Source organism: Trichocoleus sp. FACHB-90, from assembly GCF_014695505.1.
Taxonomy (GTDB): domain Bacteria; phylum Cyanobacteriota; class Cyanobacteriia; order Cyanobacteriales; family FACHB-T130; genus Funiculus; species Funiculus sociatus.
Genome location: NZ_JACJOK010000054.1, coordinates 37,178 through 52,449 on the forward strand (window position 1 = coordinate 37,178; position 15,272 = coordinate 52,449).

General features: G+C 45.4%; 14 protein-coding genes and 2 pseudogenes. 7 read left to right on the forward strand and 9 right to left on the reverse strand.

Annotated features, from left to right (window positions below):
- Positions 1–21: 21 nt before the first annotated feature.
- A complete protein-coding gene (locus tag H6F74_RS15695; RefSeq protein ID WP_190442703.1) occupies positions 22–261 on the reverse strand; it encodes a hypothetical protein in 240 nt (79 codons plus the stop codon).
- Between the two features lie 125 nt (positions 262–386).
- Complete coding sequence (locus H6F74_RS15700; RefSeq protein WP_190442704.1) at positions 387–548, reverse strand: hypothetical protein; 162 nt, start codon at positions 546–548, stop codon at positions 387–389.
- A gap of 419 nt (positions 549–967) precedes the next feature.
- Here H6F74_RS15700 and H6F74_RS15705 point away from each other — a divergent pair, with 419 nt between their 5' ends.
- The 3 genes and pseudogenes from H6F74_RS15705 to H6F74_RS15715 all read left to right on the forward strand — a co-directional run bounded on the left by H6F74_RS15705 (position 968) and on the right by H6F74_RS15715 (position 3,030).
- Positions 968–1,459: a DUF4383 domain-containing protein gene (locus H6F74_RS15705; RefSeq protein WP_190442706.1), complete on the forward strand. Its 492-nt coding sequence runs from the start codon at positions 968–970 to the stop codon at positions 1,457–1,459.
- Between the two features lie 275 nt (positions 1,460–1,734).
- Positions 1,735–2,142: pseudogene (locus H6F74_RS31055) on the forward strand (NAD(P)/FAD-dependent oxidoreductase); the annotation flags it as partial.
- 516 nt (positions 2,143–2,658) lie between these two features.
- A complete protein-coding gene (locus H6F74_RS15715; protein ID WP_190442708.1) occupies positions 2,659–3,030 on the forward strand; it encodes a signal peptidase I in 372 nt (123 codons plus the stop codon).
- A 71-nt stretch (positions 3,031–3,101) separates the two neighbouring features.
- Here H6F74_RS15715 and galK read toward each other — a convergent pair whose 3' ends face one another.
- Positions 3,102–4,172 carry a galactokinase gene (galK, locus tag H6F74_RS15720; RefSeq protein WP_190442833.1) on the reverse strand — a complete coding sequence of 357 codons (1,071 nt, stop codon included), beginning with the start codon at positions 4,170–4,172 and terminating at the stop codon, positions 3,102–3,104.
- A gap of 420 nt (positions 4,173–4,592) precedes the next feature.
- Here galK and H6F74_RS15725 point away from each other — a divergent pair, with 420 nt between their 5' ends.
- On the forward strand, positions 4,593–4,811 hold the full coding sequence (locus H6F74_RS15725; RefSeq protein WP_190442710.1) for a hypothetical protein: 219 nt from the start codon (positions 4,593–4,595) through the stop codon (positions 4,809–4,811).
- Between the two features lie 52 nt (positions 4,812–4,863).
- Here H6F74_RS15725 and H6F74_RS15730 read toward each other — a convergent pair whose 3' ends face one another.
- From H6F74_RS15730 to H6F74_RS15750, 5 genes and pseudogenes are all read right to left on the reverse strand, one after another.
- Positions 4,864–6,174, reverse strand: coding sequence for a glycosyltransferase (locus H6F74_RS15730; RefSeq protein WP_190442712.1), 1,311 nt, complete (start codon positions 6,172–6,174; stop codon positions 4,864–4,866).
- Between the two features lie 467 nt (positions 6,175–6,641).
- Positions 6,642–7,688, reverse strand: a pseudogene (locus H6F74_RS31060) (DUF6745 domain-containing protein).
- A gap of 172 nt (positions 7,689–7,860) precedes the next feature.
- Positions 7,861–8,955, reverse strand: a complete 1,095-nt coding sequence (locus H6F74_RS15740; RefSeq protein WP_190442714.1) for a M24 family metallopeptidase — start codon at positions 8,953–8,955, stop codon at positions 7,861–7,863.
- Between the two features lie 98 nt (positions 8,956–9,053).
- Entirely contained in the window at positions 9,054–10,154 is a 1,101-nt protein-coding gene (galT, locus tag H6F74_RS15745) for a galactose-1-phosphate uridylyltransferase (RefSeq protein WP_190442716.1), read from the reverse strand.
- Positions 10,066–12,048: a sugar-binding domain-containing protein gene (locus H6F74_RS15750; protein ID WP_190442718.1), complete on the reverse strand. Its 1,983-nt coding sequence runs from the start codon at positions 12,046–12,048 to the stop codon at positions 10,066–10,068. The genes galT and H6F74_RS15750 overlap by 89 nt, the downstream gene beginning before the upstream one ends.
- Positions 12,049–12,444: 396 nt before the next feature.
- On the opposite strand from H6F74_RS15750, the gene H6F74_RS15755 reads away from it, so the two are divergent.
- Complete coding sequence (locus tag H6F74_RS15755) at positions 12,445–13,149, forward strand: glutamine amidotransferase (protein WP_190442719.1); 705 nt, start codon at positions 12,445–12,447, stop codon at positions 13,147–13,149.
- A 54-nt stretch (positions 13,150–13,203) separates the two neighbouring features.
- Here H6F74_RS15755 and H6F74_RS15760 read toward each other — a convergent pair whose 3' ends face one another.
- Positions 13,204–13,530: a metalloregulator ArsR/SmtB family transcription factor gene (locus tag H6F74_RS15760; protein ID WP_190442721.1), complete on the reverse strand. Its 327-nt coding sequence runs from the start codon at positions 13,528–13,530 to the stop codon at positions 13,204–13,206.
- 144 nt (positions 13,531–13,674) lie between these two features.
- Here H6F74_RS15760 and trxA point away from each other — a divergent pair, with 144 nt between their 5' ends.
- Together trxA and H6F74_RS15770 are read left to right on the forward strand one after the other, a co-directional pair.
- On the forward strand, positions 13,675–14,040 hold the full coding sequence (gene trxA / locus H6F74_RS15765; protein WP_190442723.1) for a thioredoxin: 366 nt from the start codon (positions 13,675–13,677) through the stop codon (positions 14,038–14,040).
- Positions 14,041–14,141: 101 nt separating this feature from the next.
- Positions 14,142–15,248 (forward strand): alkene reductase, encoded by a 1,107-nt coding sequence (locus H6F74_RS15770; RefSeq protein WP_190442725.1) that lies wholly within the window; start codon positions 14,142–14,144, stop codon positions 15,246–15,248.
- Positions 15,249–15,272 lie beyond the last annotated feature (24 nt).

Here is a 15,272-nt window from a genome sequence, read left to right on the forward strand (position 1 = left end):
GTAGTGGTAAGTATAGCAATCCTATCTGAGACGTGAACTATAGCAATTCAAGGGTTGGGTGCGATACATCTGTAGGGGCATGGCATTGCCCATCGGTGTCAATTTAAGCCCTGGCGACTGGAAGTCGCGGCTAAACAAACCAAGTCCGCTTGCCTTGGCTAACGCTGTGATCAAGATTCTTATAACCCGCGCAGGCGGGTTTTGTTTGTGTAGCTGCGGTTTCAACCGCCAAGCTAACGTTAAGTTGACACCAATGGGCATTTCTCCATGCCCCTACAGCGTCAACTTAAGCCCTGGCGACTGGAAGTCGCGGCTAAACAAACTCAGTCCGCCTACCCTTCGGGAACGCTAAAGCGAACGCGGACTGACGAAATATCAAGGTTCTTTTAACCCGCGCAGGCGGGTTTTGTTTGTGTAGCTGCGGTTTCAACCACCACTAACGTTAAGTTGACACCAATGGGCATTGCCATGCCCCTACCAACGTTAGAACCACAATATATTCCACCCAACTGAGAAACGCTATATATAAATGTTTTTTCGTCAGGCACGCATACAGTTTACAAATTAAATAGGATTGCTATATGTAATGGAAAATACACTACACAGTTAATGAGGCATTTATGTATACGTCTACAGTTACCCCGAATATTATCCTATTCGGCATAGTAAGCGTGTGTAAGCTCTGCTAGATTCTAAACTTTGATGACTGGGATTTTTTGTATTTATGGTAACAAAGTAAACTAAACGCAGAACTATTCCTTATTATGTAGAACAATAAACTGCTCAACTCAATTCAATAATGCCTTTTGGTAGATTTAAAGCGATATAAAATCAGTTTAATAAAAAGTATAGTATCTGGCAGAAAGTTTCCCGGATTACTTCTTACCATCATGACGGATAGTAAGTTAAACCGAAATTCCTCCCTCACCGATTTTGAGTATTTTTTTTTTAGAAATGAGGTATCAATATGCAACAGCGTTATGCTGATTTAGTCAGCCGGATTAGCGACAAAGAGCGTGCTTTTGCCCTAGCCATTGGCATCTTCTTTTTGTTTGTAGGCATTGTTGGATTTATACCGGGCTTTACTGCTATGCCTGAAGTTGCATCCGATGCGCCGCTTTATGTACCTAATCTCAAGTTTAGTGACGGATACGGCAATGTGTTGGGGCTATTTCCCACCAATTATTTGCATAATGCCGTACACATTGTAGTGGGTATTCTGGGAATTGCCGCGGCTACTAGCCCCAGTGGTGCGCTGGTATTCAATCAAGGTTTTGCCATTGTCTATACCTTGATAGCAATTATGGGTTTGTTGCCCTTCACGAACATGACTTTCGGTTTAATGCCAATCTTGGGAAACAATGTTTGGCTTAATGCTCTCACGGCAGCAGCAGCAGCTTATTATGGGTTCTTTAAGCCTGCAAAATTAAAGGATGTTGGTGTATCGCCTAGCGTCTAGTTTGGTAGGGTGCGTTGCGCTTGGCTAACGCACCCTACGGTGCAAGTATTTTGTATATTAGAATACTATTTCATTTAACACAGAACTATTCCTTAAGTACAAGTAAGACAAGCTTTTAGGATGAAGCTGTAATTTCTAAGGATATCGAAAATAAAAGAAGTATTAACGGACTGGGGAGTTAAAATCGACCTTCTAACTGAAGCTTTATAGATGCAAGCCTACGATGTTGTAATTATTGGGGCTGGTCATAATGGTATCTAGATTCAACATTTCTGGGTACGGGATGGACGGAAGAGTTGAAAAATAAGGTGGCAGACCGGGTGGTTTACAAAGTAGCAGATTATGCTCCAAATGTCAAAAATTCCATCATTGCTCGTAATGTGGAAAGTCCGGCTGAACTAGGCGATCGCTTGGGAGTCCTGAAGGGTAATTACTATCATCTGGATATGATCGACCAGATGATGTTCTTCCGTCCTTTGTCAGAGATTGCTAATTACAAAACTCCGATTTAGGGTCTATTTCTGACGGGTGCGGAAACTCATCCCGGTGGGTCAATTTCTGGGATGCCGGAACCCAATTGTGCGCGAGTTTTCTTACATAATCAGCGTCCGATTGATCAGACTCTGGCTGATGTGGGTTCTGCTATGAAATCAACAGCAAAATCTGTGTTAAATATCAAATAGGAGGGAAGACAAAAATATTATGATTGCACGAGATTTTATTATTTGTTTGCGAGAAACAACTTTCAGTTTTGCACTGAAAAAACCTCAAGAGTGTTTGTTGCATCTTCCCTGTGGGTGTGCTAATCCAGGGGAAGCAATCAAGTGTGAAGACTGTCCTTATCTTGAAGCTTGTTTGTCTCGTTGTAAGCCGAAGAAAGCTAAGGGAAATAATGTCAAAATTGTTTGATTGTACCAAGTTGCATTCATAGGAACTATAGCAATCCTATTTTATGGGTGAAAATTACCTTTTTTTACGAACCGCAGAGGCAAGAAAGGGCGCAGAAGAGGAGAAAAGGGAGAATCTAAATAAATTAGGATTGCTATAGCAATCCTAATTTATTCGTGAACCCCTGTAGGGACACGGCACTGCCCTGTCCCTACACCAGGGCGAATACTCGTTCACAACTTAAATAGGATTGCTATATATGCGATGCTAAGGACAGCATGACATATTTGAACACTACTTGATATTACCTAATGCAGCCTAAAGTTATTTTTGGAAACGCTCAGACTGAGGGTAAAAAACGTTGGGGTTGGATTCTTGGTCACTTTGTAACTCCGACGGATGACCCGCGTTCGACCACAGATTTAGAGGTAAAATGGGCTGTCCACCAAGCAGGAGATAGTAGAGATCAGTGGGCAACGAATGAGGAAGCAACCACACTTTCTATTCTGATTAAAGGGCGATTTCGCCTGCAATTTCCGGAGCAAGAAGTATTATTATCTGGTGAGGGTGACTATGTTATTTGGGTGCCTGGTGTAGCTCATTCTTGGTCTGCTGTTGAAGATTCTATTATTCTGACTGTCCGATGGCCTTCAATCTCAGGCGATAGTGTAGAAGTTGGCTAATTGCTAAAACTAATGTAAGCCCTCCCCAACCCTGTCCGTAAATGGCGAGGGTTGGGGAAGGTTTTAAAAGACTACAATGAAATTTCTGGAACTAGAATGCGTCCGGTGTTACCTGCATTTTTGTAACGTTCAAGTACGTTTTGCGCGATCGCGCCCGCTTTTCCCGCCTCAACCAAAGCCACGCACGCACCCCCAAAACCAGCACCAGTCAGCCTTGCACCAAAAACTCCGGGAGTTTCTTGCAATATCTCCACGAGGGTATCCAGAGCTAGAACAGAAACTTCGTAATCGTCGCGCAGGCTGGCGTGAGAAGCGTTCATCAATTCCCCAAACCGCTGTGCTGACACTCCTTGCAGAACCTCCAGCACTCGGTTATCCTCGGTGACGACGTGACGAGCGCGACGCCGGTGGGGTTCGGGTAAATTTTCCACTGCTTGCGGATCTGTGATATCTCTGAGCGCTTTAACCCCAAGCGATCGCGCTGCTTCTTCGCACTCAGCGCGACGCTGGTTGTATCCGCTAGTCGCCAAAGTCCGAGGTACGCCGCTATCGATCACCAAAACTTCTGCACCAGCAGGGAAAGGGATCACTTGGCGTTCGAGCGATCGCGTGTCTAAAAACAGCATAGAATCTGTGTCAGCCAAGCTCGAAGCCATCTGATCCATAATGCCGCAGTTGACGCCAGCATATTGAATTTCCGCCTGTTGTGCTATTTCGGCGATGCGGACATCATCGAGATCGAGATTGAGGAGCGATCGCACTCCCCTAAGCGTTGCAACTTCTAAAGCCGCACTGCTAGACAAACCCGACCCCATCGGTACCGACGAACTAACGTGCAAATTCAGCGGCGGTATTGCGTGTCCTTCCTGCTGCAAAAGCCTGATACACCCTAATATATAGCTGGCGAATCCTGGCGGCGTGTGTTCGTTGTCTGAAATGCTTACCCGTTCGTCGAGTTCTTGCGAGTAAAAGTGGTGCTGTCCATCCTTGCTGAAACCCAAATTTACCGTTGTCCGTTGTGGAATCGCTGTTGGTAACACGAATCCATCATTGTAGTCGGTGTGTTCGCCTAGCAAATTCACCCGTCCTGGTGCGCTGGCTTGCGTTTCAGGTGTTTTACCAAATATCTGCTGGAAGTCCATCATAGTTTATTACGAGCTAGCGTTACATTGACTTTTTTTCGTATTTTCTCAACGAAAAATTTGGGAACTATTTTTTGTGGCTATCCCTAACTGAACCAGAAAAATATGATTTCCCACTACCTATGATATTTATATAAAAATTTGACCTTTATTAACATTATAGTATGCAGCATTTCGTTAACCTTTACCTGAACCAGCAACAGTTATTATTTCAATATTTAATCTATCTCCACATCTTTTAATATTTAAAAATAGCTGTTGTATTTTCAATCACAACTATCCTTAATACTACATCCTACCGGAGATAGACCTAAAAATAAGCTTTATTAGCTTCCGGAAAGAGTCAATAATAAGTAGAAATTTTATAAAATTAATAACACAATCAGAAAGCTTTTAAGGAAACAAAGAGGGTTAGTAACTATGCTTAATATAGGTGATTACGTCCTAAGTCAAAAAACAGGACACATCGGCAAAGTTATCGGCTACGGACATGAAATTATTGGGAACACTTACACTTCAACAATCAAAGTGTTAGTCGATCATACCCCAGATTTTAGGAAGAAAGGACTTGTGGAGGAAGACGTATATTCGGCATGGACAGCTTGGCAGGGAGCTAATAATTCCAAACTCATGAGTTAACTGCCATGACTAGGATTAACTAAAGTTGATAACCTCCTCCCTGCCAGAATCATTAGGTAGAATAGGCAACTCCCCTAGATAAAACTGGCGTTAATCCCGACAGGACTGGATGCCCGGACTTGACCACCTGCTCAACAATATCAGCAGCTCCTTTTACTCCACCTGATTGACGGATAGATTCTTTCAACTTTACGGCATTATTTAAGTAAGAATCCTCCGTCAGCACCCGTTTAATAGCTGCTTGCAGTTCAGTCGCGTTCAGGCTAGCCAAAGGAAGCGCTTCCCCAGTTCCTGTCCACCTAATTCGCGCTCCCGTTCCTGGCTGTTCATATGTGATTGGGATGGCAACCATAGGAACCCCGTGACTCAGGGAATCTAGTACCGTGTTGAGTCCTCCATGAGTGATGGTTAAGCTAGCTTTGGAAAGCAGTTCTAGTTGAGGGGCATATTTTACAACTAAGGGAGAACCGGGCAGTCCTTGCACCGCTTCTACATCCATCCCGCCCCCAAGAGTGATAACCAGCTGCACATCCAGCCCCTCGCAGGCTGCGGCGATGCAGTGATAAATATCCTCTTTAGTATTTTGCACAGTTCCAAGCGAAGCATAAATCAGCGGTTGCCCGGTCAAGCGTTCGTAGGGAAAGGAAATTTTGCGCGGCGAGGGATTGCGAAAAGGCCCAACGTAATGGAAGTGCTTTGGTAGGTTGGCGCAGGGGAAATCAAAAGCAGCAGGTTGCTGGCTAATGTGGGCAAGTCGAGAACGGGAGGCATACAACTTGCGAACCACTGGTAACTTCCACTGTTTACGATACTGATTGAGGGCTTGCAGAAGCGGTTGGCTATTGCGATCTAATAGGTAATAAGCAGCCTGATTGCGAAGACGCGCCCACAACTTATTCTCGTAGTTCCAAAGAGTGAAGAAGGGAGGAATTTCTGCTTTGCGGTGGATAGCTTGGGCGCAGGACACGGTTACAAAAGGCATACCCAAGTATTCGGCTACCGTTTCACTTGCTGGTTCTAGCTGATCTGCCAGCAGTGCTTCAATTCCCGCTTCTGCAATGGCACGGGGGGCATCCTCGCACATTGTAGCTGTGAAACGTTGGCACACTTCCACTGAATAACGTAGGGATTCTATACCGCTTAATTTACCTAATTCTGTGAAGCTTTCGGCAAGTTCGCCCGGTCGATAAGCAGACTTTCCAATAGGCCAAAAATTTAGTCCTTCCGAACGCACTGCTGTTTCTAAATCGGGTATTTGCAGGAAGGTGATGCAATGACCGCGCCGTTGCAGCTCTCGCCCCAAGGATGCCATAGGATGAATATGACCAGCAAAAGGTGGACAAATTACACCAAAGTGAGTCATGGCTTGGATCAAATAAAGTTTTAACGATGTTTGGGTTTTATGGGAGTGCTATAGATTCAGAAGATAAGCTACAAGAAGTAATCGCCGAGAAATTTGCCTCAAGAGCGATCGCGCAGTTAACTTCTGAGACTGATAGCTAAAAGCTTAAGTCAATAATTAAAGCACGAAAGAGTATAAAATATTCTTGTTTTATGGTAGTTAAACCATACAAGAATATTTTTTATTGGTTTCTACTAACCAAAGTAATTGCTACTACTTAATCTATACTTCTAGCTAAAGAATAGTCTTACTGTTAAGGTAGGTTGTAATTTTAAATACTAAAAATGTTAGTTTTTGTCAACTAAGAATAAGTGTAAGTTCATTAAACGATAGTAAAACTAAACAAATTCTTATAATAATTGGGGTTCGTCACTCAAGACAACCTACATGAGTTTTATCTTATTAGCCCTAATGTACATGACTTTGGTTCAAGTTTGAATGGCAAACTCTTCCGGGGAAATTCCCCAATTCACCCAACGAATAGCCTCCCGCGCCGATTCAATATCAGGCGGTACGCGCAAGACATGAATAAATTTGGTGCTTGGGCAAGTCATCTTTAATAAATAAATTGGCTCTATATCAATATCAGTATCAATTTTTAATAAAGTATATTCTTGATATGAATCTAACTCTATTGCTCCTAATTCCTGCGCGATGCGTTCGTAGCCAATTCCCTGAATTAGCACTCTCCGCAGTTCGGCGTTATCTTCTTCTAAAAGCCATTTGGGTTGCCACTGGTTCGGGTGTAGGTTGCCGTATTTTTCAGGTAATGTCACGCCATGATAGGCGTAGACACTGTATCCGTCGGCAAACTGTATCGCTGGTGCGCCTTCCGCGTGGAGACGCTGCTGGTTGTCCAAGGAGAGGATGCGAGGGCGATCGCAAATAAAACAAATCTTTTCAAAAGGGAAAGTCCAGCCACAATTGTTAACTATTGATTGACAAACTGCCCATCCTTTTAGTTTGTGCGAGTAATTCAAGTTAAATTCATTAACATAAAAACTTAAAATAGCATCATATATAGCCCATTCTTGTATTGCAATATCAAAACGATATGAACATATACTAAGATTACACATTGAAACTAATCCCGTAACTAATTATATAGGAATTCCGCCAACCACTCTGCCCAATATTTCCTCTTCTAGTTCACTGGGATGGTAGCCCATTATTTGAGACCACATTTTTTCCTGAAAGCTGTTTATTTTAAACGACACTTCACAAGAAAAAACCTTATAATGTTGTTGTTCTTTCAGCAGATATTTAAATATTTTTTCCGCTTCACAAGGGCTATCAAAAAAAAGTATTTCAGGTTCTGGTAAGCCAATCAAAGCATAAATCTTTTTTATCGCTTCTTTAGCTTTTCCTCTGTCAATCGGTTCAGTAGAGAGAGCAATCTTTCGCCACTTCTCCCAATAAACAGGAATCAATGCTTCTTGTTCTGGAGTCAGCTTTTCAATTTTTTCGTGTGACATATTACCCCGCGTTGCTGAATATACCTTTGGCAGAAAATCCCCTGGCGATTAGAAATCGCGGCTACGCAAACAAAGTCCGCCTACGCGGACTTAAGAAAATTTGTATTTTTAAACCTTTGTCAAACAGATTTAGTCTGTATAGCCGCGAATGGAATTCACTAGGGCATTTCCATTATCCAACTTCCAAAGGTACAGGGCGCAACCTTCCTTCTACCTCCACACTAGGCCAATTTGGATCTAAAGTTAGATTTTCCAACTTTCCATCATTAACAAGGACAAAAGTATCTTCAATCTTTGCCCCTGGTACACTTGGATTCCAAGCAACAGCCATATTCTCCGCTAGAGTGTCATTAGTCGTTGGATTGGCTACAACTTCTCGCGCCAAATATCCCGTAGTTCCACCTTGATGATGTTCGCGGATGGCATTAGGAAAACCGTGCTTTTGATAAGCATTAGCTAAAGTGTCATAAACTGCATTAAGCGATACCCCAGGCTTTAAAAAATTCAAAGCTTCCGCTTCAATTTCCCTGACATGGCGGTGCAATCTGGCGCTTTCATCGGACGAACCAAATGACACAAATCGGGTAAGATTCGCATACAAACCATGTTCCCTAGCGCAAAACACTAGCATCGCTTGCTGTCCAATTTTTTCCCCGCTAGCGGTAGCGTGACGGTAAAGAGGCAAACGTCTCTCGCCTGCTACTAGCGTCAGCGCTGGATGTATCCCCCTCGCCCACAAAGCCTCTGCACCCGCACCCGCAAGCTGATATTCTGTCCAATCCGGCTTGGCGGCTTTTAGTACCTCAGTCATCGCTTCGCTTGCTTTACGCCCTAGCTGGCGATATCGCTCCAGCTCACTTGACATCAGGGTTCGTTTATGCTGTTGTAGAGACGCGGGTAATCGCTTCTCTACATGAGGAAGCGGGCGATCGCTTAAAACTTTCCCCCCATTGGTAGCTTCCTGCACAAAAGATTCACGCGCCGCAGCATCAGCCCAAGGATTGACGTAAAACTGGAAATTTGCCGAAATTTCCTCATCTTTAAAACGCTGGGCTTCGATTTCGTCAGTTAATATCCAGGCATCTTGGGCTGTCACCAGCACTTCTGCGACTCCGGTTTCTGCGGTTAGCAGTACGGTGCTGGAACCGCCAGCAGTCGCCCACGCGAACCAATCTGTGCCGCGTAGTCGTAAACCCTGCGCGTCGGCTTCAGTTAGGGCTTTTCGGATTAACTCTAGCTTATGAGATTCTTCACTAAATTGATTCATAACTCACCTATTACACCAGGAAACTCCTCCCCCAGCCCCTAGCCGGAGTTCTTCTCCTTCCCTTGCAAGGTTAGGGGGTTAGGGGGTTAAGTTTTGATTCACAACCGTACCGAATTTTCGAGTGTTATGGCTACAGCTTGTAAATCCTTAGCTTTCTCCTCTGGAAGCGCATCATTAGCAAACATCCCTGCTGCTAGTTCAGTTCCCGCCAAATACTTAAGCCGATCTTTGGTACGATAAGGCGGATAAAATTCGGCGTGCAGGTGTGCTTCGGGATGCGGTTGTCCATCGGTAGGTGCTTGGAACCAAGCCATCAAGTAAGGAAAGGGACGATTCCACAAACCATCGTATTTAAGAGTAACAGTCTTTAAGGCTTTGGCAAGTCCCGCCTGTTGCTCTGGGGTAAGATCCATGAAAGTTGCAGCAGGCTGGATGGGCGCAAGCCAAACTTCGTAAGGATAACGGGCGCAAGCGGGGATAAATGCGATCGCTTGCTCATCCTGATAAATTATCCGCTGCTTGTCTTCGATTTCCTTTTGTATCAAATCTTGCAGCAAGCCCCGGTTATTTTCCTGATAATATGCCTGCTGACGCTCTAACATTCGGGCGGGGACAGGCGGGACAAAAGGATAAGCGTAGATTTGTCCGTGGGGATGCTGCAAAGTCACCCCCATTTCTACACCCTTATTTTCAAATGGCAACACATACTGAATGTGGGGATTTTCGCCGATAACGCGAGTGCGATCGCTCCAAACTTGGAACAGCAATTCTAAATGATCCAGTTCCAGGGAACCGATAGTAGCCTGCGGATCTTGAGTAAAAACCACCACCTCGCACGCACCATCTGCCGGGAGAGTTTCAACAATGCTGGCGGGTGGGTTATGCGCCGCCAGCGTCATTGAAGGAAAGCGGTTATCGAAAACCGCTACATCATATCGACCTTGGGGTAGTTCCGTGGGAAAGTTAGGATCGGTGGTAGGTGCTAGAGGATTGTATTCTGGGGGCGGCATAAAAGTCCGCCCCTGACGATGAGAAGCATAAGCTATCCATTCTCCCCGCAACGGGTGCCAACGTAGATGAGGATTTGCGGCTACAGCTTCATTGCTGGGACTAGGAGCTATAATTCCCTCCGCAATGGGGTATCTGCTGTACAGCTTCAGAGTGCGACCATCCGGTTTCAACAGATCCAGGGAATGCATTTTTGTCTTGCGACCATCCAGCTTTCATCCCTGAGAGCATAGCGTCTTCCTCGTCGTCGCCGCCCCTACCTAGAGTCGCAGATGCGATCGCTTCTATGGGGAATTTCGGTGTCCGGTCAGCATACAACAGTCCGTTAGCTTCTTGGAAAGTATCCGTTAGCTGGGTGTAACAAAATCCGCTGAATAATTCGACTTTGTTAACCACGTTCAGTAAGGCGGTATACCTTACTTCCAATTCTGAGAGATTCTCAGAACGCACGTATCCCCATATCTTGTTAGAGTCAGGGCTTTCCCGATGCGCGTAGGCAATGCCCCCGAACTCAGTCAGCATGATAGGCTGTCCTTGATGAGGATACCCGTCAAGCGTCAGAACGCGCCCACCCGGACGCTGGCGATCGAACAGATCCGATAACTTCACCTCTGGCCCATAGCGCTTGGATAACCGAGTCGGTCTGTTATCGTAGTCGTGGATAGCCAGGATGTCGGTGGCCGCACTTTCCCAGCCATCGTTACCAATTACGGGACGAGTTGGGTCTAGAGTTTTGGTTAAGTGATAGAGTGCTTGCACGCAGTGGCGATGAGCCTCTGTTGATGTCAAGTCGGGAACTCCCCAAGATTCGTTGAACGGCACCCAGACTACAATACACGGATGGCTGGCATCGCGTTCGATTACCTCAGTCCACTCCTTCGTAATGCGTTCTACGGCTTTGGGGCTAAAACGATAGGGGCTGGGCATTTCTTCCCAGACCATCAAACCAAGTACGTCTGCCCAATACAAGAAACGAGGGTCTTCTATCTTTTGGTGCTTGCGGACACCGTTGAAGCCCATTGCTTTGGCTAACTCCACATCGCGCCGCAACGCCTCATCTGAGGGTGGAGTCATCAGCGTGTCGGGCCAGTAACCTTGGTCTAGAACCAGCCGCAGATAGTAAGGGCGACCGTTAAGCATAAAGCGATCGCGCTGAGTTGAGACAGTCCGCATCGCTGTATAGGATCTGACGTCATCCAACAGCTTGTCATCAGACCACAACTGCACAGAGGCATCAATTAAAGTCGGTTTCTCCGGACTCCACAGTAACTCGTTGCGGTAGTCGTCGATACCAGGGTCAGATAAAGCAATGCGGCGGTGAATCTCCCCGTTAATCACTTCGTAGGTATCGTTTACCAGCAGATGACAGCCGACGGTTAGTTTAACTTTAATTTGGATGCCATCGCGCAGCTCACCCCCAACAAAAGCCTCAAAACCAATCTCCCACCGCTCAAAGTGCGGAGTCCAGCGGATACGCTGAATATAAGTAGAGGGAACGCGCTCAACCCAAACAGTCTGCCAAATTCCACTGGTGCGCGGATACCAGATACTGTGGGGTTCCAACTGCCAATCTTGCTTACCGCGAGGTTTAGCTAAGTCTTGCGGATCGTCTTGCGCCCAAAGTGTTACCCGCTGGGGTTCATCTTTATTCAATACAGATGTAATATCTATAGTGAATGGGGTATGACCGCCCTCATGTTCAGTCATAAACTGACCATTGACCCACACTTTCGCACAATAATCTACAGCTCCGAAATGGAGGAGTACCCGCCCCTCACCTTCCGGTACGTCAAATTCCCGCTCATACCAGCAATTAGGATGAAAACCCGTATCGCCTATCCCACTTTGGGCGGATTCGGGAGCAAAGGGGACTTGAATGGTATGTGTCCACTCAGAAATATCTGAAGGACGAATTTTTTTGCCATCGTCATCAAATGTAAACTTCCAAGAGCCGTTCAGACAAACCCAGTGCGATCGCTCTAACTGCGGACGCGGATATGCTGGTTGCCGATCATAACAATCCGCGGAGTCGGCAGGATTGCAGGGGATATAACAGTTTTCTAGCCACTTGCCTAAAGAGTGCATAACTTCATCTACCCAAGGTTATATATCTAGAGTACCCGCAAGTATCTGACCTGTAACTGTTTTTGGATATTTTATTTAAAAATATTTCAAAGTCTCACACAGTCTAGGTTTCAACAAGTTGAGCCTATATCTATTTTACCCTTTGGTACAATTGCATTACAGAAGTAGTGTGCGCTTTGGAGAGCGTAACACAAGGCCAGCCTTCTACTGGACTACTCGAAGCGACTCAAAGAACGTAGATTGGGGAGCCAGTACCGTGCTGCTTTGTGTTTTTATCATTAGGCAGTATAAGGAAGATATTACCAGCATTTCAACCGATTAATGCAGTACCAGAATAAACAGTTTGTATTGCCTCCTTCAAAGAAAATTATTATCTAACTTTACACAGATGCAATAGTGAAAAAAATTCTTTTAGTTATACATCAAAAAACATCAGATTCCGGACTTGTTGGGCAAATTCTCCGCAGCAACGGTTATGAACTTGATATCCGTTGTCCCAGCATCGGTGAGGAACTACCACGCACGATGGACAGCCACGAAGCTGTTGTCATATTTGGTGGGCAGATGAGCGCAAACGATAGCGAAACCCTACCATTCATTCGTAGAGAACTGGATTGGATACCGACTGCTCTCTCTTCTGGTAAGCCTTTTTTCGGAATTTGTTTGGGCGCTCAGTTATTGGCGCGTGTACTTGGTGCATCCGTTACACCCCATCCAGAGGGCATGACTGAAATCGGCTATTTTCCAGTCGAGCCAGCAGACGCAGCACCAGAACCTTTTGACTCCCTTAGATATGTATATCACTGGCACCTTGAGGGATTTGGACTGCCAACAGGAGCAGTTAAGTTAGCTAAAGGTGAGATTTTTGAAACACAAGCTTTTCGTTATGGAGATAATGCTTACGGCGTACAGTTCCATCCCGAAATGACTAAAAAAATGCTCAGAAAATGGACTAACCTTGGCGCTCATATGCTGGCACTTCCAGGCGCACAGTCTCGCGAAGAACAGATACAAAAGCAATTACTTTATGGCAGCGAATGTGAAACTTGGCTAAAAGGTTTTCTTCCCTTCTGGCTGCAAACGACAAAAACAAAAGTGTGATTACTCTTACCCTGGTTCCCAGTCAGAGCCTGGAAACCAGAGATGAGAGACCTGCTATTTGGGCATCAAACTGGCGAAACAATCTTGCAGTAACTCCCGATTCAGCGAGTTATACTTGGTTTGCCCTTCTTTTCGGGTTTGGATTACCCCAGCTTCCAGCAGTGTCTTAGAGTGATGACAAAATAGAGCCAGACTAATCCCTAACTGATTGGCTATCTCTGAACCGCTCTTTTCCCCACACTCGCCGCAAAGAGCTAACATCTCCACCATCCGCAAGCGCGTTGGGTCAGCGAGAGCCGCAAAGATTTTCGCTCGACGTTCTATGTCCCCTTGTGCAACTCGATACACCGAGGGCGATTGAACGCTATCGTTGTTATTCATAATTCTATTTTATGTCTAAAAATAGTTAAATAACTACTTGACTACTATAGAAGATTGTTCTAGTATTTAGTTAAATGGTTGTTTAACTACTAAACCAGTTGATTCGCCTCACGTTGCGCTCCAGCCTAAAGGAGGCTGAAAATCATGTCAGACAACTCTAAGTATGTCATCTTGACAGAAGATAACTTTGAAACCGAAGTCCTTGCTAGTTCAGTTCCGGTTGTTGTAGATTTCTGGGCTGCTTGGTGTGGGCCTTGTCGAATGCTCAATCCTTTGATTGAAGAATTAGCTGCTGATTTTGAAGGAGTGGCTAAGGTTGGCAAGTTGAATATTGATGAGTACGGGCAACTTGCTAATCAATACAAAATTCAAGCTGTTCCAACTGTTTTGTTTTTCAAAGATGGTCAAGTTGTAGATCAAGTAGTTGGGGTAGCGTCTTTAGAGGTGTTTGCTGCCAAAGTCAACGATTTACTTCCACAGAATAACTCAACAATAGAGCAAGCTGCTTAAATTAGTCAGTTTCTATATCGGTGATTTCAGCCAGCAAAAGTATTGTACTAGCTGGCTGAAGTTCCTGATACTTTAATGTCGTTGCAATGGAGATTCTATCTATGAGTGCTAATGTCAATCTTTTCTCGCCTGTTCAGTTGGGTTCTTTAGAACTTCCTAATAGAATTGTGATGGCTCCGTTAACTCGGATGCGTGCTGGTGAGGGAAATGTTCCCGGAGCAATGAATGCTACTTATTATGAACAACGGGCATCGGCGGGGTTAATTATTGCTGAGGCAACTCAAGTATCGCCGCAAGGACAAGGATATGCCAATACTCCAGGGATTCACTCGCAAGAACAAGTGGCTGGGTGGCGATTGGTAACGGATGCAGTTCATGGGCGTGGCGGGCGGATTTTTCTACAACTGTGGCACGTTGGGCGCATTTCTCACCCGTCACTGCAACCGGGGGGAGAATTACCAGTAGCACCAAGCGCGATCGCTCCCGTCGGAGAAGCTATGACTAATGAGGGGCCAAAACCCTTTGTAACTCCTCGCGCCCTCTTAACACAAGAGATTCCAGGGATTGTCGAACAATACCGCCAAGGGGCTGAAAATGCTTTGGCGGCGGGATTTGATGGTGTGGAAATTCACAGCGCTAACGGTTATTTACTTGACCAGTTTCTTGAGGATGGCACGAATAAACGCACCGACGAGTATGGGGGTTCAATTGAGAACCGCGCCCGACTTTTGATGGAAGTAACTGAAGCGGTTGTAGGTGTTTGGGGTGGAGAACGGGTAGGAATTCGCCTTTCTCCCAGTGGCACTTTTAACAGTATGTCTGACTCGAATCCAGCAGCTTTGTTTAGCTATGTAGCTTCTGCACTTAACCGTTTTGGTTTGGCTTATTTGCACATCGTGGAACCGAGACTTGATGGCAATACGACCCTAGAAGTCAATACAGGCGGCTTGTCTGTGGGATACTTCCGCCCCATCTTCAAGGGAATGCTGATTGCGGCGGGAGGATATGACCGCGAGTTGGGGAATGCTGTCTTGGCTTCTGGTGATGCGGATTTGGTGGCATACGGTAGGCTGTATATTGCGAATCCAGATTTGCCAGAGCGTTTTGCAGCTAATGCTCCACTGAATAAGCCGGATCGCGACACGTTTTATGGTGGAGATGAGAAGGGATATATTGACTATCCCAGCCTGGAATTACAAACTGTGTAAATCTCTCGTTCCCAGTCAGTGACT

What these genes read in the sequence shown, in the direction of transcription:
- H6F74_RS15695 (WP_190442703.1), bottom strand. Translation starts at nt 261, where the DNA reads ATGCCCATTGGTGTCAACTTAACGTTAGCTTGGCGGTTGAAACCGCAG.
- H6F74_RS15705 (WP_190442706.1), top strand. Translation starts at nt 968, where the DNA reads ATGCAACAGCGTTATGCTGATTTAGTCAGCCGGATTAGCGACAAAGAG.
- H6F74_RS15715 (WP_190442708.1), top strand. Translation starts at nt 2,659, where the DNA reads ATGCAGCCTAAAGTTATTTTTGGAAACGCTCAGACTGAGGGTAAAAAA.
- galK (WP_190442833.1), bottom strand. Translation starts at nt 4,172, where the DNA reads ATGGACTTCCAGCAGATATTTGGTAAAACACCTGAAACGCAAGCCAGC.
- H6F74_RS15725 (WP_190442710.1), top strand. Translation starts at nt 4,593, where the DNA reads ATGCTTAATATAGGTGATTACGTCCTAAGTCAAAAAACAGGACACATC.
- H6F74_RS15730 (WP_190442712.1), bottom strand. Translation starts at nt 6,174, where the DNA reads ATGACTCACTTTGGTGTAATTTGTCCACCTTTTGCTGGTCATATTCAT.
- H6F74_RS15740 (WP_190442714.1), bottom strand. Translation starts at nt 8,955, where the DNA reads ATGAATCAATTTAGTGAAGAATCTCATAAGCTAGAGTTAATCCGAAAA.
- galT (WP_190442716.1), bottom strand. Translation starts at nt 10,154, where the DNA reads ATGCATTCCCTGGATCTGTTGAAACCGGATGGTCGCACTCTGAAGCTG.
- H6F74_RS15750 (WP_190442718.1), bottom strand. Translation starts at nt 12,048, where the DNA reads ATGCACTCTTTAGGCAAGTGGCTAGAAAACTGTTATATCCCCTGCAAT.
- H6F74_RS15760 (WP_190442721.1), bottom strand. Translation starts at nt 13,530, where the DNA reads ATGAATAACAACGATAGCGTTCAATCGCCCTCGGTGTATCGAGTTGCA.
- trxA (WP_190442723.1), top strand. Translation starts at nt 13,675, where the DNA reads ATGTCAGACAACTCTAAGTATGTCATCTTGACAGAAGATAACTTTGAA.
- H6F74_RS15770 (WP_190442725.1), top strand. Translation starts at nt 14,142, where the DNA reads ATGAGTGCTAATGTCAATCTTTTCTCGCCTGTTCAGTTGGGTTCTTTA.